The organism is Flavobacterium gillisiae (assembly GCF_900107635.1).
Classification (GTDB): domain Bacteria; phylum Bacteroidota; class Bacteroidia; order Flavobacteriales; family Flavobacteriaceae; genus Flavobacterium; species Flavobacterium gillisiae.
In genome coordinates this window covers 1-24,047 of sequence record NZ_FNRD01000011.1, presented here as the reverse complement: position 1 = coordinate 24,047, position 24,047 = coordinate 1, and the positions used below count along the sequence as shown (strand labels likewise).

The 24,047-nt window shown below is 33.4% G+C and carries 22 protein-coding genes; 1 reads left to right on the top strand and 21 read right to left on the bottom strand.

What is annotated here, in order from left to right; translation table 11 throughout:
- Positions 1-9 precede the first annotated feature (9 nt).
- From BLV35_RS14545 to BLV35_RS14455, 18 genes are all read right to left on the bottom strand, one after another.
- A complete protein-coding gene (locus BLV35_RS14545; protein WP_091091880.1) occupies positions 10-1,431 on the bottom strand; it encodes an MBOAT family O-acyltransferase in 1,422 nt (473 codons plus the stop codon).
- Position 1,432: 1 nt separating this feature from the next.
- Positions 1,433-2,830 (bottom strand): CDP-glycerol glycerophosphotransferase family protein, encoded by a 1,398-nt coding sequence (locus BLV35_RS14540; protein ID WP_091091877.1) that lies wholly within the window; start codon positions 2,828-2,830, stop codon positions 1,433-1,435.
- A gap of 782 nt (positions 2,831-3,612) precedes the next feature.
- Positions 3,613-4,488, bottom strand: coding sequence for an N-acetylneuraminate synthase family protein (locus tag BLV35_RS14530; RefSeq protein WP_091091873.1), 876 nt, complete (start codon positions 4,486-4,488; stop codon positions 3,613-3,615).
- Positions 4,481-5,641, bottom strand: coding sequence for an acylneuraminate cytidylyltransferase (locus tag BLV35_RS14525; RefSeq protein WP_091091871.1), 1,161 nt, complete (start codon positions 5,639-5,641; stop codon positions 4,481-4,483). The genes BLV35_RS14530 and BLV35_RS14525 overlap by 8 nt, the downstream gene beginning before the upstream one ends.
- 141 nt (positions 5,642-5,782) lie before the next feature.
- Positions 5,783-6,658, bottom strand: coding sequence for a glycosyltransferase family 2 protein (locus BLV35_RS14520; RefSeq protein ID WP_091091868.1), 876 nt, complete (start codon positions 6,656-6,658; stop codon positions 5,783-5,785).
- A 57-nt stretch (positions 6,659-6,715) separates the two neighbouring features.
- The gene (locus BLV35_RS14515) at positions 6,716-7,555 is read right to left on the bottom strand and encodes an FkbM family methyltransferase (RefSeq protein WP_091091866.1); all 840 of its coding nucleotides are present in this window, start codon (positions 7,553-7,555) and stop codon (positions 6,716-6,718) included.
- A gap of 48 nt (positions 7,556-7,603) precedes the next feature.
- Complete coding sequence (locus BLV35_RS14510; protein ID WP_245712069.1) at positions 7,604-8,749, bottom strand: glycosyltransferase family 4 protein; 1,146 nt, start codon at positions 8,747-8,749, stop codon at positions 7,604-7,606.
- Between the two features lie 340 nt (positions 8,750-9,089).
- A complete protein-coding gene (locus tag BLV35_RS14505; RefSeq protein ID WP_091091860.1) occupies positions 9,090-9,905 on the bottom strand; it encodes a glycosyltransferase family 2 protein in 816 nt (271 codons plus the stop codon).
- On the bottom strand, positions 9,895-10,746 hold the full coding sequence (locus BLV35_RS14500; protein WP_091091857.1) for a DUF5672 family protein: 852 nt from the start codon (positions 10,744-10,746) through the stop codon (positions 9,895-9,897). Before BLV35_RS14500 ends, BLV35_RS14505 begins: the two co-directional genes overlap by 11 nt.
- 9 nt (positions 10,747-10,755) lie before the next feature.
- Positions 10,756-11,535 carry a glycosyltransferase family 2 protein gene (locus BLV35_RS14495; protein WP_091091855.1) on the bottom strand — a complete coding sequence of 260 codons (780 nt, stop codon included), beginning with the start codon at positions 11,533-11,535 and terminating at the stop codon, positions 10,756-10,758.
- Between the two features lie 4 nt (positions 11,536-11,539).
- Positions 11,540-12,394 (bottom strand): glycosyltransferase family 2 protein, encoded by an 855-nt coding sequence (locus BLV35_RS14490; protein ID WP_091091851.1) that lies wholly within the window; start codon positions 12,392-12,394, stop codon positions 11,540-11,542.
- The gene (locus BLV35_RS14485; RefSeq protein WP_218133010.1) at positions 12,391-13,230 is read right to left on the bottom strand and encodes a glycosyltransferase family A protein; all 840 of its coding nucleotides are present in this window, start codon (positions 13,228-13,230) and stop codon (positions 12,391-12,393) included. Before BLV35_RS14485 ends, BLV35_RS14490 begins: the two co-directional genes overlap by 4 nt.
- Before the next feature lie 76 nt (positions 13,231-13,306).
- Positions 13,307-14,251 (bottom strand): glycosyltransferase family 2 protein, encoded by a 945-nt coding sequence (locus BLV35_RS14480; RefSeq protein WP_091091845.1) that lies wholly within the window; start codon positions 14,249-14,251, stop codon positions 13,307-13,309.
- Positions 14,248-15,156, bottom strand: a complete 909-nt coding sequence (locus BLV35_RS14475) for a GT-D fold domain-containing glycosyltransferase (protein WP_176980629.1) — start codon at positions 15,154-15,156, stop codon at positions 14,248-14,250. Before BLV35_RS14475 ends, BLV35_RS14480 begins: the two co-directional genes overlap by 4 nt.
- A 5-nt stretch (positions 15,157-15,161) precedes the next feature.
- On the bottom strand, positions 15,162-16,442 hold the full coding sequence (locus BLV35_RS14470; protein ID WP_091091840.1) for an ABC transporter ATP-binding protein: 1,281 nt from the start codon (positions 16,440-16,442) through the stop codon (positions 15,162-15,164).
- Positions 16,443-16,490: 48 nt separating this feature from the next.
- On the bottom strand, positions 16,491-17,411 hold the full coding sequence (locus BLV35_RS14465) for a GDP-L-fucose synthase family protein (RefSeq protein WP_091091838.1): 921 nt from the start codon (positions 17,409-17,411) through the stop codon (positions 16,491-16,493).
- 13 nt (positions 17,412-17,424) lie between these two features.
- Positions 17,425-18,513: a GDP-mannose 4,6-dehydratase gene (gene gmd / locus BLV35_RS14460; protein ID WP_091091836.1), complete on the bottom strand. Its 1,089-nt coding sequence runs from the start codon at positions 18,511-18,513 to the stop codon at positions 17,425-17,427.
- A 278-nt stretch (positions 18,514-18,791) separates the two neighbouring features.
- Positions 18,792-19,661 (bottom strand): ABC transporter permease, encoded by an 870-nt coding sequence (locus BLV35_RS14455; protein WP_091091833.1) that lies wholly within the window; start codon positions 19,659-19,661, stop codon positions 18,792-18,794.
- Between the two features lie 440 nt (positions 19,662-20,101).
- Here BLV35_RS14455 and BLV35_RS14450 point away from each other — a divergent pair, with 440 nt between their 5' ends.
- Positions 20,102-20,842: a tyrosine-protein phosphatase gene (locus BLV35_RS14450; RefSeq protein ID WP_091092143.1), complete on the top strand. Its 741-nt coding sequence runs from the start codon at positions 20,102-20,104 to the stop codon at positions 20,840-20,842.
- A gap of 863 nt (positions 20,843-21,705) precedes the next feature.
- Here the strand turns inward: BLV35_RS14450 and BLV35_RS14440 are convergent.
- Genes BLV35_RS14440 through BLV35_RS14430 form a run of 3 tightly spaced genes read right to left on the bottom strand, consistent with a single transcriptional unit; the run spans position 21,706 to position 23,144 of the window.
- Entirely contained in the window at positions 21,706-21,960 is a 255-nt protein-coding gene (locus tag BLV35_RS14440; protein WP_091092140.1) for a hypothetical protein, read from the bottom strand.
- A gap of 31 nt (positions 21,961-21,991) precedes the next feature.
- A complete protein-coding gene (locus tag BLV35_RS14435) occupies positions 21,992-22,387 on the bottom strand; it encodes a DUF5675 family protein (RefSeq protein ID WP_091091828.1) in 396 nt (131 codons plus the stop codon).
- Between the two features lies 1 nt (position 22,388).
- Positions 22,389-23,144 (bottom strand): hypothetical protein, encoded by a 756-nt coding sequence (locus BLV35_RS14430; protein WP_091091826.1) that lies wholly within the window; start codon positions 23,142-23,144, stop codon positions 22,389-22,391.
- Positions 23,145-24,047 lie beyond the last annotated feature (903 nt).

Sequence of the window (24,047 nt, the reverse complement as noted above, 5' to 3'; positions counted from 1 at the left end):
CTTTAGTGACTAAAATTGAAAATAAATAAACTCTTTTTTTACTCCAAACTGACCAAATAACAATATCAAAAGTAATACAAAAATTAACTTCAGTGTATTGGTTTTGTACAGTGGGAAATCAACATCTCTAAACCTCCATTCTTGATAATTAAAATAACATAGTAAGAAAGTCAAACTATAACTTATAAACTCTTTACAATTGGAGGTGAAATTAAAACTAAAAATCCCTTTTACGTATTGCAATGCGTCAAAAATTGTGTCTGATCTAAAGAATATCCACATAAAACAGGTCATCGAAAACGTATAAAGGATAGTGGCTACTGTTTTAACAGACGAAAAAGTCCAATTTATTCTAAACTTACTTATATGCTTTCTATTTATATTGAACAACAACAATGGTATAAAACAAATAGCATTGAGCACACCCCAAGCCAAATATGTCCAATTGGCACCATGCCAAAACCCGCTTACTACAAATATGATAAATACATTCCGTACTTGTTTTACTTTGGATCCTTTGCTCCCTCCTAGCGGAATGTATAAATAATCCTTAAACCAAGAGGATAACGAAATGTGCCAACGACGCCAGAATTCGGCAATATCTCTGGAAAAATAGGGATAATTGAAATTCTTTAATAAATCAATTCCAAACAGCTTTGACATTCCTAACGCCATATCTGAGTAGCCCGAAAAATCTCCATATATTTGAAAGGCAAAATAAACTGCTCCTAATATTAAATTAAAAGAATCTTGAGAAGGATAGGTATCAAAAATTTGATTTGCAAAAATCGCACATGAATCGGCTATCACTACTTTCTTGAAAAAACCCCAAACAATTTGGCTAATTCCTTCTTTGGCTTTTTCAAAATCAAAAACACGTTGTACTTTTACTTGAGGTAATAAATGCGTGGCTCTTTCAATAGGACCTGCCACCAACAAAGGAAAATAGGACACAAAAAGCGAATAATCAACAAAGTTATATTCGGCTTTGATTCTACTGTTATAAATATCAATCACATAGGACAATCCGTGGAAGGTATAAAACGAGATTCCCACCGGCAAAACTACATCCAATAAAAACGGACTTGATTTGAACCCTACACTTTGTATTAATTCAGCAAAAGAGCTCGCAAAAAAGTTATAATATTTGAATATCCCTAGAAATCCTAAGTTTACAATGACGCTTAACCAAAACCAAAACTTTCTAATATTGCTATTCTGGCTTTTTTCAATTTGTATTCCAGTATAATAATCTAGAAAAGTAGAAAAAACCAACAAAAACAGAAAACGCCAATCCCAACACGAATAGAAATAATAACTGGCGAAGATTAATAATAAATTTTGACTGCTTTTGTTTTTATTAAAAACAAACCAATACAGCACAAATACAATAGGTAAAAATACCGCAAAGGCAAAGGAGTTGAAAAACATATTATTGTTTTAAAATAGTTCCTATAGTGTTCCAAATGTTTTTTGAAGCTTCAGTAGGAGCTTCAGAAGCCACGATTTCAAACCATTTTTTTCCTTCGGACACATTTGATAATTTGCCCTCTAGGATTTGCTTAATTTGATTCTCTAATTCTTTTTTGTCAGTACAAAATACAGCCGCCTCGGGAGTTGGCATACTTCTAAAATGTACGTAGTTATAATTTTGTCCTATATCTCGAATGCCTTTTTTAAACTGTGGCTGTTCGTAATTGTAATAAACACAAGGCTTATTATGAAGCACAAAATCAAAAACGGTCGAAGAACAAACGTTAGTTACTAATTCAGAATGCTGACAGACATTATACAAGGCTTTCAAATCAGCTTTCGTAGGTAAAATTTCATTCCAATTCTTACCAAAGGGTTTCCAAAGTGGGTTCAATACAGCAATACAGTCTTTATACTTTTCTAAAACTAAATCGTATCTCGTGGTAGTATCCACAGGACATTTTCGATAAATGATTGCTAGATTTTCGCCTTTAGCATTTAAATTCCTAACGGCTACAGCCAAATCTTCTAAATAAAATTGGTCGAGTGGGGAAGTGGTTTCATCGTCACCAGAATAGCAAATGTATTTTTTAGTAGGATCTAAATTATTTTCGGCACAAAAATCGGCTCTGCTTTGCGATAAACCACTATCAAAATGGGGTTCAAACTGTGGCGTTCCTGTCACAATCACTTGGCTTTCTTTTATAAAAGGATAGTACTTCAACACCTCTTCCTTCATTAAGTCGCTCCAAACACAGTAATAATCGGTTTCAATTAAATGCATCGCTTTAGGAACATTGTCCCAAGAATAAACAAATCCAACAGTTGGAATTCCTATGTCTTGCGCTGCCAACAACGCACCGATGGATTGGGTGGCACGCTGTGTTGTACAAAATACCAAATCTGGTTTATGTTCTAGTAATTGCGCCTTACAATACTTGTATTTGTCCGTAGATCGCTCGAGTGCATTGATGCGATTTCGAACACGAATAATCCCTGCCTCAGAAGAGTTGAAACCAATCATTAATTTCGAAAAAATACTAATCAAACTATTTTTGAGTCCGTTATAACTAAAAGGAAATTTATAAGTTGCATATACTGTATCATTGAATTTCTGCCGCGAAACATTCAATTCAATGTGTTTTCTAATTCTAGTATAAATGGGGGTAAGCCGATGGATTTTATGGTTTTCGATTATTACCTCATCATAACCCAACTCCTCTTTTAACGAAAAAACAGTATTGTTCCAGTACACGATTTGATTCCCTCGCTCTTCTCCCAATTCCTTAAATTGCGTAAAAGCAAAATTGCGCAAACCCACACCATCGGGAAAAAAAATAAATATTTTTTTATTCATTTATAATGATTTCGATATCTTAAAATTATACCTAGCCACAGTTTTTTGACGTCTGTTTTTTAGAAGTGCAAACCTACTATTTTTTTATTTTTAAGCTGTTGATTTCTATCAAAAGAAAATGGTTTTTTAAATTGAACTTCTCGATACATTTTTATTTCTTTCCACTTCATAAAAACACTTGAAGAGACGTGCTACCTTACTATTTGGTTCCTCCACACAAACTCACTAGTACTGACGGAAACATAAAGGAACAACCGTACGTCAGTTCGAGTGCTTTTAGTTCAAATGCGATAGCTTTTGGAGGTAAAAGTGTATCGAGAACTTTTGTGGAAACGCGGCTTCTCAATACTTTTTTATTCCGTTTCACTTCATAAAAACACTCGAAGTGACGGGAAAAAGAACAACCGTACGTCAGTTCGAGTGCTTTTAATTCAAATGCGACAGCTTTTGGAGGTAAAAGTGTATCGAGAACTTTTGTGGAAACAAGACTTCTCGATACTTTTTTATTCCGTTTCACTTCATAAAAACACTCGAAGTGACGGGAAAAAGAACAACCGTACGTCAGTTCGAGTGCTTTAAGTTCAAATGCGATAGCTTTTGGAGGTAAAAGTGTATCGAGAACTTTTGTGGAAACGAGGCTTCTCGATACTTTTTTACTCTGTTTCACTTCATAAAAATACTCGAAGTGACGGAAACATAAAAGAACAACCGTGCGTCAGTTCGAGTGCTTTAAGTTCAAATGCGATAGCTTTTGAAAATAAAAGTGTATCGACAACCGTCAATTAACCTTTCTTATTCTTCAATTTATCCCTTTGAACTTGTTCAATTGGTAAAATATCGGTAGACTTAAATGACAAAGCGCTATGGACCGCTTTTAAATCTCTTGTTAATTTGCGCATTCCCATGGGCTCGAGTGAAGCTGCATGGTCGGTTCCTTTCCAAGTTCTGTCTAAGGTGTAATGTCGTTCAATAATATTGGCTCCTAACGTGTAAGCGGCGACATCTACCGCTATTCCTAAATGGTGTCCAGAGAAACCAATTTGTTTGACTAGCGACTCGTATTTATGCTTCAATAAATTAATATCCAACAAGCACACATCTTCAAAAGGAACGGGATAACCTGACGTACAGTTGTACAATACCAAATCTTTATTTCGTCCTTTGGAGACAAAAAACTGCACTAAATCTTCGGTTTCGTTTTTGGTTGTCATCCCTGTCGAAATATGGATTTCACCTTGGTAATGTTCACACAACCAAGCTAACATCTCATAATTATTATTACATGCAGACGGTATTTTAATAAAATCTGGATTTAGTGATGCTATTTCTTTTGCCGAAGTGGTATCCCAAACCGAGGTCGAATAGACCATGCCTATCGATTCACAATAGGCTTTTAGTTCGGCATGTTGTTGCACGTCAAACTCTAGGAATTCGCGATGCGCACCATAGGTGTCTCCGTAAGAATTATCAGTATTAGGATGTGGCGCATTGTATTGTTCTTCTGTTAATAGCTCTATATTATTCCTTTTTTGAAATTTCACCGCATCCACATTGCAAAAAATCTTCGCTATATGAATTAACTCTTTTGCAATCTCCATGTCTCCTTTATGGTTACAGCCTATTTCGGCGATAACGTAGGGCTTTAAATACTCATTCATACCTGTTATTATTCCTTACTATTATTTCACAAACTTCTCTTATAGCTCCTTCTGCCGATGCATTGGTTAGTACATAATCCGCATGTCGTTTTACTATTTCGGTACCGTTTGCTGGACAAAAAGACCAACCTACACTACAAATATTAGCCAAATCATTAACATCATCACCCACATAGGCTACTTGCGCAAAACTAGCCTTTCTATGGTTAAGAAATTGTGTTAAAAAAGCATACTTATCCTTTACACCCAAAAAACAATTATCGATTTGTAATTTTTTCATACGTTGTTCCACTAGTTCTGAATTCTCAGAAGTCATTATAACAACCTCAACTTGGTACTGACGTAAAATTTCGAGCCCCATTCCGTCACGCATATCAAATTTTTTCATCAATTCCCCTTCTGCCCCATAATAAACACAGCCATCTGTAAAAACACCGTCTACGTCCAAAACCAAATAATCGATTTTTTGATGTGATTTGTTTTTTTGCAAACGGGAAGCTAGTAATTTTTCAACAATTTCCCAATCGGCATTATTGTCAATTTCGGTATAACTGGCCTCTTCCATTTCGACCAAAGCAATGCTACCGCTTACTCTATTTTTAGATTTCAAGAATGCAGCGTTTGTAGTGGCGTAAACAGCTCCGTTTTCGACCAACAACCCTACAAAATCTTGTCTTCTGGGTCTATTGAACACATCATAATTTTGGGGCGTCCCGTCTGTATTCCAAGTAAAACGATGCGTTTTGACTACGGTCAATGCCGAATCAAAAGACTCCTTTTCTATTTTATTCAAAACGGCATTGATGTTGTGTCTCGTGGTCATAGGCGAAGTAGCTTGTAACAAACACAATACATCAAAATCAGTATCTACCTGTTTTGCGAATTCCAATAGTACACTTTCGGTCGAAGCGGTATCAGTAGCATTTTCATCGGATCGTAGAAGGACTTTAATCTTGGAATTCCAATAGTACTCTTTTTCGATGTAACTGATAATTTCGGTATCATCTGTAAAAACGAAAACTTCATCTAAATCTGAAAAAGCTGCCTCGGTCAAAACCCATGAAAACAAAGGACGACCTAGCATTTTCTTTTTATTTTTTCCTGGAATTCCTTTGGAGTTTTTTCGTAATGGAATCAAACCTATTTTTTTCATTTTGTGTATTGTTTTGATTGTATAAAGGTAATTATTTCATCGGGGTAAACTTTGGCTCCGATTTTAGTGTACTATTAAAATTATGATGGTACAAATACAATAACTACTTTGTAATATTAGTTCCTTATAGTTCTCTCTCTTCTAATAGGGTACATTTTTTAATTTTCTGATTCGGTTTTGTGTTACTTTTTGTATCGGTCTTCTGAATTTTAGAATATAAAAAAAAGTAAAAATCATGTTCCCCACTGCCTTCCAATATAATTTGAAATAAACGGCATCGGACAGAGCGTATTTCTTAAAATTATGCAACAATAGTTTTAAAATTCTCATTATTGGATTAGGATAATAAACTAAAAAAATCCTACAGCTGTTGCGTAGTTGCCTTTCAAAACGATAATAATTCCTTCCTTGCAATCTTCTTTTGGCTCTATCAATTCTATGATTTACTACAATGGCATTAGTATATAAAATATCATACCCAAGGTCTAAAACCTCCATAGACACACAAGATTCTTCTCCATAAATATCAATCCACAAGGGGAACCCTCTAGTTTCAAGATACACTTTACGTTTTACAGCAAATCCGCAACCTATAAATTCTGTAGTTAAATATTCCGCTTTTTTTTCTAATACACCGATTAAATTATCAGACTCAAAAACTCCTTTAACTTCTTTAAATGCTATAATTCCTAGATTAGGATTGAGATTGAATTTATTTTCAATAAGTGTAATTGCATTTGATGTAACTATGTGTGCATCATCATCAAGACCTATCAATATCGCTCCTTTTGCTTCTTTATACAATAAATGTCTTGCTGGAGATGCTCCAACACTTTTTTCTGAAATTTTCCATTTTACCCATGGAAAATTTTTAATAATAGATTCGGTTTTTTTGCATCCATCAATAAACACCCTTACCTCATGTACAGACAAATCAATACATCGTCTTACTTTATTTAAGGTAATACCCACTTCATCAGGTCTGCCCTTAGTAACTATAAGTATTGATATTTCCATTAAGAATTTTATTTAAAATAATTTATTATTATTTCCAAAGTAATAAATCATTGACTATCAATTCAATTTCTCTTTATATATATTTAAAAGTATATCTTGAAAAACACCTGTTGCATAAAACGAAGATTTTATATTATATTCAAATCCAGACTCTTCAAATGGCTTTATGAAAGAGGACAAGGATGATTTTCTATTATTAATCCTGTGATGGTATTCTATGATATAGTTTTTAGTGCTTTTAATTTTATCCGAGAGAACTAGGTCATTTAAAACTTGATTTTCCGAACCTTCAATATCAATTTTTATTAAATCGATTGTATCATTTAAATAATTAGATAATTTATCCGATTCTATTTTAAAATTTTCTTCACCCCCTCTTTCAGCAATTGTCGAAGCCAATAAAATCTCTTCATCATTTCCTATAAAAAAATCTATCTTCCCTCTATTGTCCGACAAAGCTAAATTGTGCAATACAACATTTTTCAAATTATTTTGCTCAACATTCTTTTTTAACAAATAAAATGCTTTCGGATTAGGTTCAAACGCGACAATTGAACAATTAGGATAAATAAACTTAAAGTACAATATTGACATTCCAATATTAGCACCACAGTCTATTATTTTAGGTATACTGTTATCAGCTTTAAAGAAGTAATCATTAGAAATAAATATTTCCTTGTATAAAAACAGTAAAGTATTATAATTATAGGCTGTTACTTTAAATTGGAAAATATCTTGAGTAACTTCATTTTTGTTTTTAAAAAAAACAGATTTGAAATACAAACTATTCAATATGTTAAAAATAATTATTTTTTCTTTAAATTTATATTTTGACTTTTTAGTAATTTGTATATTCTTTGAAACGATTTTGAATGTATTATATAACCATTTGATCATAAATAGTAAGGTTGATGTTGTTATTTATTTGTATTTCTCCAATGAGAATCAATTATCCTGCGCTAAATTCATATAGCTTTGTAGTACTTTGTTTCTAACAAAATCATAGTCAAATCTTTTAGCTATGTGCAGAGAATTATAAGCAATTCCATTTTTAATCATTTCTTCATTATTTAAAGCTCGTAATATTAAATTCCTTAAATTTTCAATATTTTCTGAATCTTCTATTAACAATCCATTAAATCCATCTTCTATTAGTTCTTGTGTGACCCCTCCTGGATTAGACTGGATTGGAAAAACATTCATGCATATAGCTTCAAGCATTGTATTAGGCATACCGTCAGATATACTGTTCCCTATGTATAAAAAAGATTCTCCCATAACATACAGTACTTCGTCATGTTGAATTTTTCCTAAAACTGTAATGTTTTTCCAATTAGAAAGTTTTGAATTCTTAACAAAACTTATAATTTCATCATCAGCACCAAATATAACAATTGGAAATGACTTCAATTCCTCTTTAATATCTATAATTGCTTTGAGAATATTTATCGCCCTTCCCCATCTTCCTTGAAACCCCTTAATAAGAATACTGTTTTTTCTTTCAGTTGCCATCGTTATATCTTCCATTTTGTCTAAAAAATAACCACCGCCACCAGGAAAAACTCCTAGAAAAGTATTTACAAATCCATGCTTTTTTGCTATTTCATAATCTCTAAAACAATCTGTGAACAAATAATTTACTCGTGGCAACACCTCTTTTATAGCTTTTAGCTCGTCTGGATAATTTTGAAAATCAAATAAATCGCTTCCCCAAGAGGAGTACACCCATTTTACATCTGGGTATTTATTCATTATAGTTACAATTGGAAAACATGAAATATAAATTGCAAAACTGTGAACAACATCTGGTTTCACCTCTAATAAGTACTTTTCAAATTCATCTTGTACTTTTCTTTCATTATATTTTTGAATCCATTTATATAATGCTGGAAATTCGCTTTTTACAAAAACTCTAAAAGGAAAGTCATACCTTAATTTCCATCCTACTTTTTGATGTAACCAGCTTAATTTTTCAACTTTATTACCATTATCATTTATGTCAAACCAAAATATTTCATGTCCTGACTCTTTGAGTTGTTCAGTCCATCTAACAAAGTGATAATTTAACATTGATACCATTAGTATTCTCATAACTAAATTCTTTAAAGATTTTTAACTATGGAATCACCTCTACTAAAACTCAAACAAAGAAAGGTGATTTAAAGGAATTTTAAGGTAATAAGTCCTAGCCAATAATTACCTTCCCTGATACACATCTATTAAATGCGGTAAACTATTTTTGGTTTACGTTCCAAATAAAAATTAAATATTATTTTTTATTTTGTGATTCTATCAATTCCTTTAATTTTCTAAACTATTTCATCCTCGTCATCAGATAGTAATCCAATTTAACTAATTACTAGAAGTATGTTAACTAATTGTCTATTGAAAAAGTGATGGGGTGAACTGGAGAGGAAACAAAAAATATTAATTACTGCTTTTTCGCAAAAATAAAATATAACATTCTTACCAGAATATTTCCTAATTTTCTTCCAATAATTGATTTGTCTATTTCAGATAACATTTTGTTTAATTCTGAATTATTCTTTCCTTGTAAACTATTCAATTCTACATAATCTAATACAAAGGGAGTAAAATTTTCTTTTCTTACTTTATTTTTTTCTTCTATAGTATTAATTTGAGAACTTATTCCTCCCAAATAATAACTTGCCACAATTATTTCTAATTTGTGATAACTACATTCTTCTTTAAACAAAGCAAGCATAAAAAACTTCCAATCGGAAACTACTTTCAAATTTTCATCATACAATCCAACTGTATCAAATAACGTTTTTTTTATAAACGTTGCAGGATGAGGTAAAGTATTAAAAAACATATACGAGAATCGTAATTCAGCTGGATAATGAACTATTTTTGAATTCTTCTCTCCAACCATTTCTAAATTAGAATAAATCAAATCATACTCTTTTAAGTCTTGTATGACTTTTTCAATTATAGTATCATTATATAAGTGATCACCGCTGTTTAAGAAAAGTAGATATTCTCCTTCGGCAGCACTAATTCCTTTGTTCATAGCATTATAAATCCCTAAATCCTCTTCACTAACCCAATAATCAATACTATCATTATTTTTTGCTATAAATTCTTTACTTCCATCTACAGACCCTCCATCAATCACTATATACTCAAATGCATGCAAAGTTTGATTCAAAACACTCTTCACTGTCCTTTTAAGACCTACAAGATCGTTATAATTAATTGTGATTATTGATAGTCTAGATTTCATTTTTTTTTAATTGATTTAACCAAAATTTTTTATTTTCCTTATACAGACTATCGTCTCTGTACCAAGCATGACAACAGAATGGAAGCTTTTCTATGGTATTAAATAGATATTCAGGATGTCTATCCCAAGAAAAAAACATTGCATCTTCAACTTTTGGAATTTTTATCTTTTTATATACAAGACCTGCTTCCACAAAATAAGCGTCTTCATTTTCAGCAAAAGTCTTTGCTCGATAGGAAAAATTGTTTTTATATCCCAAAAAACGAAATGGCAATAGAAGTATTCCTTTGAAATAACTAAGTATTCCAAATATTTTTAATCTTTTAGCATCTGTAAATAACTTTGGCATTCCCTTCATAGCCTTCTTTGAAGACAATAATTCAATCATGCTTTTTGTCTTTCTTAAAGATAATCCACCATTTCCAGCACACCATACTTTTGCTCCTTGGTATGGATTACCAATGTAGTTATCAAACCAAAGACCACCAATATAATCAAAATCTTTATTTGCCCAATGTAGCAATTCATCTCTAAAAACATAACAATCTGTTTGGTAAATGAGCATGTAATCATAATCTGTAAAAGTTTTGTAAAACTCAGGGTTCAACATTAGTTTATTGTATCCTTTTATCCCTTTAAAATAAACTTCATTAAAAAAAACATAATTCACTATCTCTTTAAATTTACATCGATATTCACTAGTATTCATTCCTTTTGGACAAACAAAATACAATCGATAATCAGACAGTAGTTTTATACATTGAACTACTGATTGAATTTCGAACTCATTCAAAACTTCCTTATATATGGGGATAACTATACAAATATCTTTTTTATCCATACCTTAATTTCAAAACTTCTTGGGTTTATTATTGATGAATTTCAATAAAAATAAAAACTTTTTTACAACATACCATAACTCAATTCCTAAATTTTTAAATGAGCTAAAAGTGCTCCCGAATAAACCTTTGAAAGCATTTTGAAATGTAATATCCTGATTCCACAACTGGTAATTGCCTACTATATCATTTTTAAACCTAAAAAAGTTCTGCCTATTTGTTCTGCTTATCTCATAATGAAAAATAGCGGCTACAAATTCAATTTCATAACCGTTTTCTAATACTCGTTTACTCCATTCTTTGTCTTCAAAAGTGGCTACGTCTTCCCGAAACGGATGTTTAACCCATACTTTTTTACTAAAGGCAGAACCTGAAAAAATTAATCCTGACTTATTAGGATCCTTCGTGGCTGATATACCATTAATATAGTTATGATAATCGTTGCTACTGTGCAAACATCTAAGTCCCGCCAAATTAACATTGGCATCAAACATTTCTTGAATTAAAGAAAAAAAGTCGTGACTTACAGGATAGGAATGGGCACTAAATATAACGACTATAGGACCGATGGCTTCTTGTGCAGCTAGATTAGCACTTCCACCGTAACTAAAATTTTCAATGGTTACAAATCGAGCCTCGTATTTAGCAGCAATGGCTTGGCTATCATCCGTTGAGCAATTATCGATTACTATGATTTCATTAATAGAATCGGTATAACGTTCTGTTAAGGTTTTCAACAAAAAGGACAATGCTACTGCTTGATTTTTATTCCGAATGACTACTGAAATCATAGGTTTATTTAATTTTTGAAATCCATTTTAAAATCCAGCGGTAAGGTTTCAAAATCGCTTTACCTATTTTATATTCTACCGCATTTTTATACCTATCATGTCCTACACGCTGCACCCTCAACTCATAAAACAAAACCTCCATACAGTTGTTAAAATCTTTGATATATAATTCTTTGTGCTTGGTAAAAATATATTGCTTTACCTCTTCAGAATGCTGTTGTATAGTAGAAGTCAACATCGATTTTTGTGCTTTGCGGTAAAAAAATAAGAATTCAGGCACAATACTATAGCTCCAACCTCGCTTGGTACAATTTAGCCAAAACTCCCAATCTTCAAATCCTTTTTTCATGGTCTCATCGTAACCACCATTTTGAACCCAACATGCCCTCCTGAACAAAGATGTGGCTATCAATTGATTTACGTACAATAAGTAATCACTGCTAAAACCGATAGGTTTTAACAGATAAATAATATTATTTTTAGTCTGATAGAAAAAATTACTATAACAGGACACAATTCCTAAAGAAGCATCATGCTGCAATACTGGAACTAACTTTGTTAAATAATCTAAATTTAAAATATCATCAGCATCAAGTGGCAGGATGAACTCGCCTTTGCTAATCTTTATGCCGGCATTACGAGCACTAGACAATCCCCCATTATCTTGGTATAAATAAATAAACCGTTTGTCCTTGACTATCCATAGTTTAGAAACAGCTGCTGTATGATCCGGACTACCATCGTTTACAATAATACACTCCCAATCCATAAAGACTTGATCGAAAACAGATTGCAAAGCCTCATCTAAAAAATGAGCTTGCTTATAACAGGGAACAATAATAGAAACTATAGGACTCATCTGCTAAATACTTTTTTCAAGAAACGCAATGGTTTCAATAAATTATACCCTATTCTATAATCAACATCTCGTTTAATCTTGTATGCAGTATTTCTAAACATAGAATTTTGGCGAAGTAATTCTAAAATATAAAACTCCCTATACTCTTCATAAACTTCCTTATGTTTTGTATAAATATATTTCCGAAGTTCAAAATCATGATTCACTAATGCTGAACGATCTCTTGATGTGTTTTTAACTCTATAAACAAACAAAGGTTCTTCGATGATATGCATCGTCCAATCTTGTTTTAAAACCGAAATCCAAAATTCCCAATCTTCATAACCGTCAATCATCTTTTCATCAAAACCACCGGCTTGTTCCCAACATTTTTTTCGATACATACAAGTTCCTAATGAACTATTTTTAACCAAAAAATGTTTTATTGCGCCTCCAGAGGGTTTGACAATAACTGTATTTAAAATATTATTTTCTAATGTTTTGTAAAAACAACCAACTGCCCCAATAGCCTCGTTAGTTAAAAGAACAGCAGCGGCTTTCTCAATAAAAGTAGGCTCATAAAAATCATCAGCATCCAGGTTAACAATAAAATCAGTCTGAGCCAAAGTAATTGCATTATTACGTGCAACACTTACTCCTTGATTTTCTTGATAAAAAACTTGAACTAATGAGTGCTGGATGCTCGCTAACACTTTTTGAGTTTCAGCATTTGACCCATCATCGACAATGATAATTTTTTCTGGTAATACTGTTTGGTTAAATATGGACTGCAAGGCTTGCACGATATATCGCCCATCATTATAACAGGGAATAATAACCGTAACATTGCTTTTCATATTTATATTCATATCTATTATTAAACTTATGGAAATTATCTAGACTTTCTAAAATATGGATTTCAAAACCAGAAACCTATGATGAAATGTAGTTCGAATTAATAGTTGAGTTTATTTTTCTGCTACTATTAATTTTCTTTACACACTTATTTAAGACAAAAAGTTGCTTAACTCCTCCCTTTATTTTAAAAAAATTAAAACTGACGACCCCAATAAAAATTAATTTATATGTTTTATTTTTTTCGATCTTAATATTGGTAGCAGAAAAATTATAATTTAAATCCCCATATTTGATATATAATTGTCTCACATAATGGGCATAGTAGAAATCCGAGAACAATAGCATTACTGGTTTTGGAGCTACGTTACTATCATGCCTGATAGAAACACCCGGAGCCACCCCTATTTTCAAGTTATGATATAAAACTCTTTGGCAATAATTATCATCCTCCCCATAATGAAAAAAAATAGGATCAAAACCTCCTATTTTTTTCAATGTATTTATTGGTATTAACCAGGATGCAGCTTGAATAAAAGGCACGTCATAGATTTTTTTAATCGCATTCGACAATACAAAATCTGAATAAAAAGATTTGGTAGTATTATTAGCCATAAATTTATAAAAATAATGTTCTAATAATTCACCTGAATAATCCAGCTGAATGGGGCTTATAATTCCATAGTCAGGATGTTTCGAAGATATTTCTATTAATTTCTCAATAGTGTATTTTTCAACAAAGGCATCTTGATTCAATAAGAAAACAAAATCAGCATTTTGCCTCAAAGCATAGGACATACCAATATTATTAGCTTTGCCAAAGCCTAAATTCTCTTTTTGCTCAAAAAGAAGTACATTTTTAAAATTTGATTTTATAAATTCTACGGTCCCGTCTGTACTGCAATTATCAATTACTATAAGTTCAACAGGAATTGAACTGTTTAAAACACCATTTAAACATTCTTCAATCCATTCCCCTCCGTTATAGCTAACTATAATGACTAAAGTTTTAATCAAACTCATTCTATTTTATCTAATCCGTTTAACAATTCATCATAATTTATATCATTGATTTCAAGCCACTTTCTAGAATTATTCCCTAAAATACCATCCAACAAACTACCAAAATCAAACAAAAAAACATTATATTTTTTATTCCAAATTCTTTTTATAAGTGGTCTACCAGAACATCCCATTGCTACACAAATAACAAAAAAACCTTCGTTTTCTGAAATAAATTTTAATGCTTCATATTCAATTCTATCAATTTCTGAATAAGCGTTTTTAACAGGCGTTTTTATGTGAATAGTTTTTTGTCCAAATAAATGAATTTTCATTTGTTCATTCACTTGTTCATTACCAATAAAAATTTTTGTTTTTGACTTTAATGTCTTTAAAAAAAAATTTGCTCTTTTAACATTAATTGCAGCCATAAAATGTAAAGCTACTGGGCTATATATATTTGAACCTATAAAGTATTTATAAGTATCTAAAAATAATTTCAAAGCAAATTCATCATTGTTTTTATGATTATCTTCACTCATTTCTTCTGAAAATCCAAAATAATCAGAATGAATTGCTAAGCATTTAAAAACATTTTGTCCGCTAACAGAAAAACATTCTCCCATTTCAATTGAAAGCGCTTTTGAATTCACTTGATAAGAATCTAAAACGTTTTTAAATAAAAACACATCACCATCACCAAATCTAAGGTAGGCTCCTTTTTTCGCATCTAAAATACATTGCTCTATTTCGTCGAGTGTGTTATCCGGCGAAACAATTTTAACATTTTGAGAAATCGATTTACCTAGCTCTAATTCATAAATCGCATTAAATCGATTTCCAAACAACCTGTAAATAAAATAATTAATTTTAATAATTGTTTTTCTAATTGTTTTTCTCATGATTTTCTTAATTGTTTTTCTCATGATTTTTATACTGATGTCCATTCGGTAGGCAAATATACTTTTGAATGAGCAGGCAATGATTTAGTTCTTTTAGAATAATCGCTCTGTTCTATCTCAAATGAAAAAAAATTCTTTATTTCATACAAACTTTCATTATGGCTTAATCCAAACCAAATATTCATAGAGTATAATCCAGGGACAAACAATAGATTTGATGTTACAATAGTTATATTCTTTTGAATGTTTGGTTTCAAATCATACATATAAAAACCATCATCTTCATTAGTCAAATGAGACATAAATTCTCCATTTTTATTAATAATATCAATGGCAATTGACAAATCATCTAAATAATCTCTAATCAAAATTTTTAATTCAATTTTAATTTTCTGACCAAGTAAAATTGTTGTATTAGGTTTTATAATATCATTATTATTCTTTACACAAAAATCAAGAATTGCTATCTTAGCATTATAATTAATATGCTTGGGAGGATTAATAAATGTTTGCGAAAAGATTTCAGAATAATAATTGATACTAGAATCAATAGAACCTGAATAAACCACTTTCCCATTCTCCAACACAACCCCCCTCGTACACAAACTCTTCACCGCCGCCATATTATGACTCACAAACAAAACCGTCCTCCCGCCTTCACGAGATATATCCTGCATTTTCCCAATCGCTTTTTTCTGGAACTCGGCATCCCCTACTGCCAAAACCTCATCGATCACCAATATTTCAGGCTCTAAAAATGCGGCTACAGCAAAAGCCAGTCGCACCGTCATCCCGGAGCTATAACGCTTTACAGGAGTATCAATATAACGTTCGCAACCCGAGAATTCTATAATTTCGTCTAGCTTGGCCGTAATTTCTTTTTTGGTCATACCCAGAATGGCACCGTTCAGAAAGATATTCTCTCTACCAGTCAACTCCGGATTAAATCCCGTTCCTACTTCAAGTAATGAAGCGATACGTCCACGCGATTTTATGCTTCCCGTTGTGGGTGCAGTAACCTTTGATAAAATCTTCAACAAAGTAGATTTCCCCGCCCCGTTTTTGCCTATAATTCCAAGAACTTCACCTCGCTCTACCTCAAAATTGATGTCTTGTAAAGCCCACACATAATCACTCTCCCCTTTAGTAGAACGGTCATTAGTATCCCCAATTTTTAAATACGGGTTTTCTTTGCCTCGTACTTGATGCCACCAGCGGTTCAAATCGTGCGTGAGCGTACCAGTACCCACCTGACCGAGGCGATATTGTTTTGAGATGTTTTCGGCTTTTAGAATTATATCTTTATTCATTGTTTTGTTTATCGCGTTTTAACGGTTCTGGAATGTAAGTTTCAAGATTTACAAAAATTTTTCTTTGTACACTTTTTCGATTCCTTGTTTCAGCGCAATCGAATTTTCCCACCCTAGTGAGCTAAGTCTGGATACGTCCATAATCTTTCTTGGTGTTCCATCAGGTTTTGTAGTGTCAAAAATAATTTCTCCTTGAAAACCTACAATCTCTTTAACCATATTAGCCAAGTCGCCAATACTTATTTCGCTACCAGAACCCACATTTACAAAACCACCATCGTCATAATTTTGCATTAAATATACACAGGCATCTGCCATTTGAGAGGCATGAAGAAATTCCCGCAATGGCGTTCCCGTTCCCCAAACGATAACCTCTGGCGATTTACTGTTTTTTGCTTCATGGAATTTTCTGAGTAGCGCCGGAATCACATGTGAGTTTTGCAAGTCATAATTATCATTAAAACCATATAAATTACAAGGCATTACCGAAATGAAAGAACATCCGTATTGTTTTCGATAGGCTTCGCACATCTTGATACCCGCTATTTTTGCTATAGCATAAGACTCATTCGTTTCTTCTAACAAACCCGTCAAAAGATATTCTTCTTTTAATGGCTGGGGTGCTAATTTTGGATAGATACAAGACGACCCTAAAAAAAGCAGTTTTTTGACCTTGTTTTTATAACTTTCATGAATTACATGCGTCTGAATAAGTATGTTTTCATAAATAAAATCAGCACTGTAGGTGTCATTGGCTACGATCCCTCCTACTTTGGCTGCAGCCAAAAAAACATATTCTGGCTTTTCAGATTCAAAAAACGTTTTCACTGCCAGTTGGTTCGTTAAATCCAATTCCTGTGAAGTTCTTGTAATAATATTTACAAACCCTTTTCTTTCGAGGTTTTCAACAAGGGCACTACCCACCATTCCGCGATGTCCTGCCACGTATATTTTTGAATTGAATTCCATATCCTACTGCTGCTTATTTATAGTTTTTAAGATATTTTTCTTTTTTAAATAGTTCTACATCTGCTTGAACCATTTCTTTAACTAACATCTCTAACGTATATTTTGGCTGCCAGCCTAATTTAGTTTTGGCTTTCGTACTGTCACCTATGAGCAAATCAACCTCCGTAGGACGAAAATAAGCGGGATCAATTTGAATTACTTTTTGCCCTATTTCGAATGAAAACTCAGCATTAGAAGAGGAAACAACAACACCAACTTCATCTATTCCTTCTCCATTAAAAGCAAGTGTCACACCCACTTCATTAAATGCCATAATAATAAAATCCCTAACTCTAGTGGTAATTCCAGTCGCGATTACAAAATCTTCCGGTTTATCGTGTTGCAAAACTAACCACATGGCCTCGACATAATCTTTAGCATGTCCCCAGTCTCGTTGAGAGTCAATATTACCCATATAAAGGGTTTTCTCTAATCCAAGAGCCATCTGAGCAATTCCTCGAGTAATCTTTCTAGTGACAAATGTTTCTCCTCGCATTGGACTTTCGTGATTAAATAAAATCCCGTTGCAAGCAAACATTCCATAAGCTTCCCGATAGTTAACCGTAATCCAATAAGCATACATTTTTGCAACAGCATAAGGAGACCTTGGATAAAAAGGAGTCGTTTCTGACTGCGGTACTTCTTGAACCAAACCATACATTTCAGAAGTTGAAGCTTGGTATATTTTTGTTTTTTTCTCTAAACCTAAAACGCGAATAGCATCCAAAAGACGAAGTGCTCCTATCCCATCCGTATTTGCGGTGTACTCTGGGATATCAAAACTAACTTTAACATGACTCATTGCCCCGAGATTATATATTTCGTCAGGTTGGGTCTCTTGAATGATTTTAATTAAATTAGTAGCATCACTCAAATCACCATAATGCAAAATAAATTTTTGATTTTCTGCATGTGGATCTTGATAAAGGTGGTCTATTCTTTCAGTATTAAAGGAGGAAGCTCTTCTTTTAATTCCATGAACGGTATATCCTTTTGAAAGTAAAAATTCTGCGAGATAAGAACCGTCTTGCCCCGTAACACCTGTAATTAATGCTGTTTTCATTTTTTATCTTTTTCCATTTCGAATGAATCTTTTACTATCACTTCAAAAATAAAGGTTTGAACACCTTCAATACCTTATATGCTTAGCTGAATTGAAGCTGCGTATTTTCTACTCAACAAACCATGAATTACCTAAAACCTGTCCACGGCTACGCATCCTGAGTCCCATTTTATTGACAACAGCTGCTACTTTATTTTATCTATTCTACACTACTCTTTGCCATGACAAGACTTCGCATCGACTCCCCCTCCTTCGGAGGGGGCCGGGGGGAGGAATTACTACACTGTATCTATAAAACTTTTCTCCGTTTTATTAAAAATCAACACCCCCACTAAAAACACGATCACCGTTACCGTGAATGTATACAGCAACCCAAAAACAGAAATCTGTCCCACATTGAGTAACATATAACGTGCTGTTTCTATAACGTAAGCTAATGGATTATATTGAACCAGCCAGCCATAACTGGGTATTTTTTCTTTAATTAACGCCATAGGATACATCACTGCAGATAAATACATCAGTAATTGCACACCAAAACTAATTAGATAAGTAAAATCCCTGTACTTGGTCACTAAGGACGAAATGAACATTCCCATTCCCAACCCTAAAACGCCCATCAGGACAATCAGTAATGGAAAGAGCGCCGCAGCGGCATTCAAACTTATAGCAGCTCCTTGAGCGTAATAATAAATGTAAAAAGCGATAAAGATGAGGAACTGGATTCCAAATTTAATCAAATTAGAAATCACGATAGAAATAGGCACTATCAACCTAGGGAAATACACTTTACCAAAAATTCCGGCATTAGCGCCGAAAGTATTAGACGTTCCTGTAAGACAGGCCGTAAAATAATTCCAAACAGTTATCCCTACCAGATTAAATAAAAATGGAGGCACGGTTCCAGTACTGATACCTGCCAAATTATTAAAAATGATTGTAAAGGTAATCGAGGTGAATAAAGGTTGAATTAAATACCACAGAGGCCCTAAAACGGTTTGCTTATATACAGTCACCACATCTCTCTTTACGAAAAGAAGTAGCAAATCTCTATATTGCCATACTTCCTTTAGATTAAGGGAGAAGAACTTGTTTTTTGGCGTTATCTCAAACAACCAATTGTTATCTGTATTTTCCTGGCTATCCATGTCTGTATGCTAAGCGGCTACTCCTAGGTTAAATCTTTGTTATTTACGTTTTTCAGCTTCGTGGTACTCTTAACTCACAAATATAACATTTCGTTCCAAATATTGTGTTTTATTTTAGATTAGTAATTGTGAAACATGGACTTTAACACATTAAAACATAAAATTGAAATCGTTTTTAAAAACAGTATTGTATTCGATTCACAAAATAATTCAACAGAACAAAAGCTCTTCTATTATACAAATTTAGAACCACTTCTCTCGGATCGCATATCTTAAAAGCCACATGATACACTAATATCAAAACTTAGGACAACAAAAACTCTTCTATTAAATGACTATTACTGTGTACTTTTGATTTTAAATCCGTTAAACTGTGATTTTTATACGAACTACCACCTAAAATTTTGTTACTTTACCGCATCATTTTTAATAACGAAGTAGTGTTTTTCTTTTCCAAAAATAAGCCAGTTTTAAAAGACCTCATCCCAGAAGGTCATATCGACATTCATTCCCATTTATTACCAGGAATTGATGACGGTGCAAGAACATTTGAAGATACTTTAAGACTTACCCTGGCGCTTCACCGTTTTGGAGTAACACAGTTCATCACTACTCCTCATATTATTCAGCACGTTTGGGAGAACACCCATGAAGGAATACTGTCTAAAAAAATAGAAACAATACAGCAACTTGAAAACAACAATATTACAATTCCCTTTCAAGCTGCAGCAGAGTACCTAATGGATGATCAGTTTGTACGGCTTTTTCAATCCCATGATTTATTGACCTTAAAAGACAACTATGTCTTGGTCGAAATGTCATACATCAATGCGCCCATTCAGTTGTATTCCATACTCTTTGACTTGCAGGTAGCAGGGTATATTCCGGTATTAGCGCATCCCGAACGTTATTTATTTTACCACAACAATTTTAATGAATATGTCAAACTAAAAAGAGCGGGATGTCTATTTCAGCTCAATTTATTGTCGGTAGTGGGTTATTACGGGCCCCAAATCACAAAAATTGCAGAGCAACTACTAGCAAAAGGAATGTACAGCTACGTAGGTTCTGATGTGCATCATGACAATCACATTAAAGCTTTCGACCAAAAAATAAAACTAAAAGATTTTGCACCACTAAAAGAAGCGATAGTGAATAATCAGTTTTTTAAGGTGGGCTAAAATCATTGCCTTTTTAATTTCCTCCAGTCATTGCGAAGAATGAAGCAATCTGAAGGGGAAAAATGAACCGCGGTTTACCCCTGCCCTAAAGGGAGACCTCTGTTTTTTTTTAGAAAGATAACTCGTTGAAATAATCAGTCCTCTTTTTTAATTTCTCCCAGTCATTGCGAAGAATGAAACAATCTGGTTGCGGAAAAAATTAAAAAAAACAACCCCATAACAAACCGCATATCCCTTCGAATAAAAACGTATGGATTAGAACCGCCCTTAAATTAAAAACGTAAAAAACAACGAAAAAACAAAGTGGCAGCGCTCCGCGAGTTGAGCCTGAAAGGCGAACGGCTCGGGGCGCGGAACGGCGTTTTGAGGTAGTTTTTGAGTTTTAAATTTTCAGGCAGTGAAATCGAAGATTCATGAATACCAAAAAACAATAATAAAGCATGAATAATTTTTTGTTACTTTTTTCATCAAGGAAAAAAGTAAAATAGTAATTCAAAAAACAATTTGCAATCGCAAGTGAAGCATCCGTTCCTTTCCCTTTTTTAATTTCTCCCAGTCATTGCGAAGAATGAAGCAATCTGGTTGGGAAAAAAATTAAAAAAAGTCTACAAAAAACAAAAAAGCCCAAACCTAATGGTCTGGACTTCGTTGTAGCTAACTCAAGAGCGTCTCAAGTCAAACTAAGGTTTGCGCTTCTTAATTAAAAATTTGAGTAGCATCGATACTATAAAACTGACTGTGGCGCCAATAGCAGCCAAAACAACAGTTTTGAAAATGTCTTCCGAATACAAATTCGGCACAATACTCAAAAAGATACCGCCTGCAGTATTTATTTTGGTGGAAATATCAATATGCATTGACAACTACACTTTACTGCCAGCTCTCCTAATCCCAGTCGAAGGACTAAGAGCATCGTCATAACTGGTTGTAATCTGACTTATTGCCGAAAGCACACCTCCAGCAACAGCTAAATAACCACCAACAGAACCCACTAAAGTAGGCAATGCGATGGGCGCGGCCAAAATAGTTCCACCAACTGCGGCCAACGCCAATCCAATATTTCGAAGCACTTTGAAAAATTTTGGCGTTGGAGCTTTCGCTCTTTTTACTATATTCATAATTTTACTTTTTTTTATTCCCGTTAGGGAATCAAGATTGAACAATTAGACTAACTTCCTCATCACGATCTAAAACTTTATAAATCGACTCTTTCAATTTATAAAATGCTTTTCGTGACATCAGACCCAAACCAGGTCCTGAAAATTGAGTTACGGGAGCTATACAGCCATTTAATTCTAAAAGGGCATTGTTCGCAGGATGAATCAGAATAAACTTTCTGCTTTCAACATTCATAACCTCCAAATGCCACTTGAATTTGTTACTGTAACGTTTTCTGATAAAATATTTCCCCTCCGGAATACAGGAAACCTTCGTTTCATTCTTTTTCCAAGGCAATTCAATGGTATTGCAAATAAATTTACCCTCACATTCGAGTTTGCTATTTGTTCCATCAGGGAAATAAGTTCTGGATAGTACTAAAACCATCTTACAATCCGTTTACTAAAATCAAAGCCAATGGATTGTAAGAACCATTTTTCAACGGATACATCCTTCCATTAACTTCTTGAAAATACTCAACTCCAAGTGCCAAAAACAACGGACTGACACTGTTCGGACTGACCGCATTCAAATGGTTGATTGCGACGGTGGGCGTGTTGTCCCACGGAAAGATAACAGTCTCCGAAGTCGCTACTTCAAAAGTTTCAGCTTCAAAATTAATTGCAGCACCTGCCGAAATAATTTTAAAATGACTAGTCCCTCCTGGAGCTGCAATCATGTTAGCTGGAATAAATGATGCCACATCAACCGAAACTTCACCGCTAGCTCGATCAATTGTCCCAACAAAAGGCGCAAACAAACTGGTTCCCAATTTGCCTCTAATGTTAAACTCAAAGCCCACAAGCAATTCCGCCTCACCATCAATTACATTACGCAATCCACGTTCATTAACTAAATCAGCTTGGATCACTTTAATCATGCTCTGGGTCAATCGACTCACCATTCTGCTGTCTGCAGAATTCAAAAGCAATGTTCGCAAAGCAGTTCGCAAAGTTTTCCCCGCCTTCCCTGCTCTGCCAAATTCAGCACCATTCTCCCTCGTTCGCTGAAACGCTGGATCGTTCGCAATTCTACTCGCTTCAATGCCACCTTTCTCCCGAGCCAAATGCCCGTCCTTGGTTTTGTAAAAAGTAATATCCCCGATAGTACCTTTTAATTTAATTATGCCTTTCTGTCTTGCCATAATTTCTACAAAATTTAAGTTTAAAATAATCCAACTACTCCCTCATTCCGAATATTCGTTGCAACTAAATCTTCAATGATTTCAAACAAAGATTCCATTAACTAATCGACATTTCAAAAAGCAACGGTCAAAAACGGTACTATAAAGCACATAATTACCTACTTTAGTCAATTAGTAACCGACTAATTTTCATAACTTTACAAACTAAAACTTCCTTATAGAAGCAAATAAGAAAAATAAGAGTAGATAATAGATTAAAAACAAAAAGTGTGATTGCAAGTAACGTCAGGGTATGTATTTATCCAAAAGATGTACAACGGATTACTGGTAAAACATACCGACAAGCAAGGTTGTATTTGAATAAAATCAAAACCAACTTGAATAAAGAACCACACCAACTAATTTCAATTGAGGAATTTTGTGTGTATTCAGGGCTTCAAATGGAACATGTTTTACGTTGTATAATCGGATAAGAGTTTAAAAGGCCATTCAAGAAAAGCCTCATATACTTCCACAATAAAGCAATACCAGTTCAATAACTAGTTCAACCAGTAGTTCAAATAACGAACCACTACTCAAAAGAAAATCCATCGTCAAAATCACCCTCAAATTTAAAACGTCAAAAAACAATCAATACTCCCTTTTTTAATTTCACCCAGTCATTGCGAAGAATGAAGCAATCTGGAGGGGGAAAAAATAAAAAAAACAGAGGTTTACCCCAGCCCTAAAGGGAGACCTCTGTTTTTTTTTTAGAAAGATAACTCGTTGAAATAATCAGTCCCCTTTTTTAATTTCACCCTTTAGGGAGGGGGAAAAAATTAAAAAACACCCATCCCCTTACCTTTTCCACCTTCTCCCAATCATTGCGAAGAATCAAGCAAACTGGCGAGAAAAAAATAACGT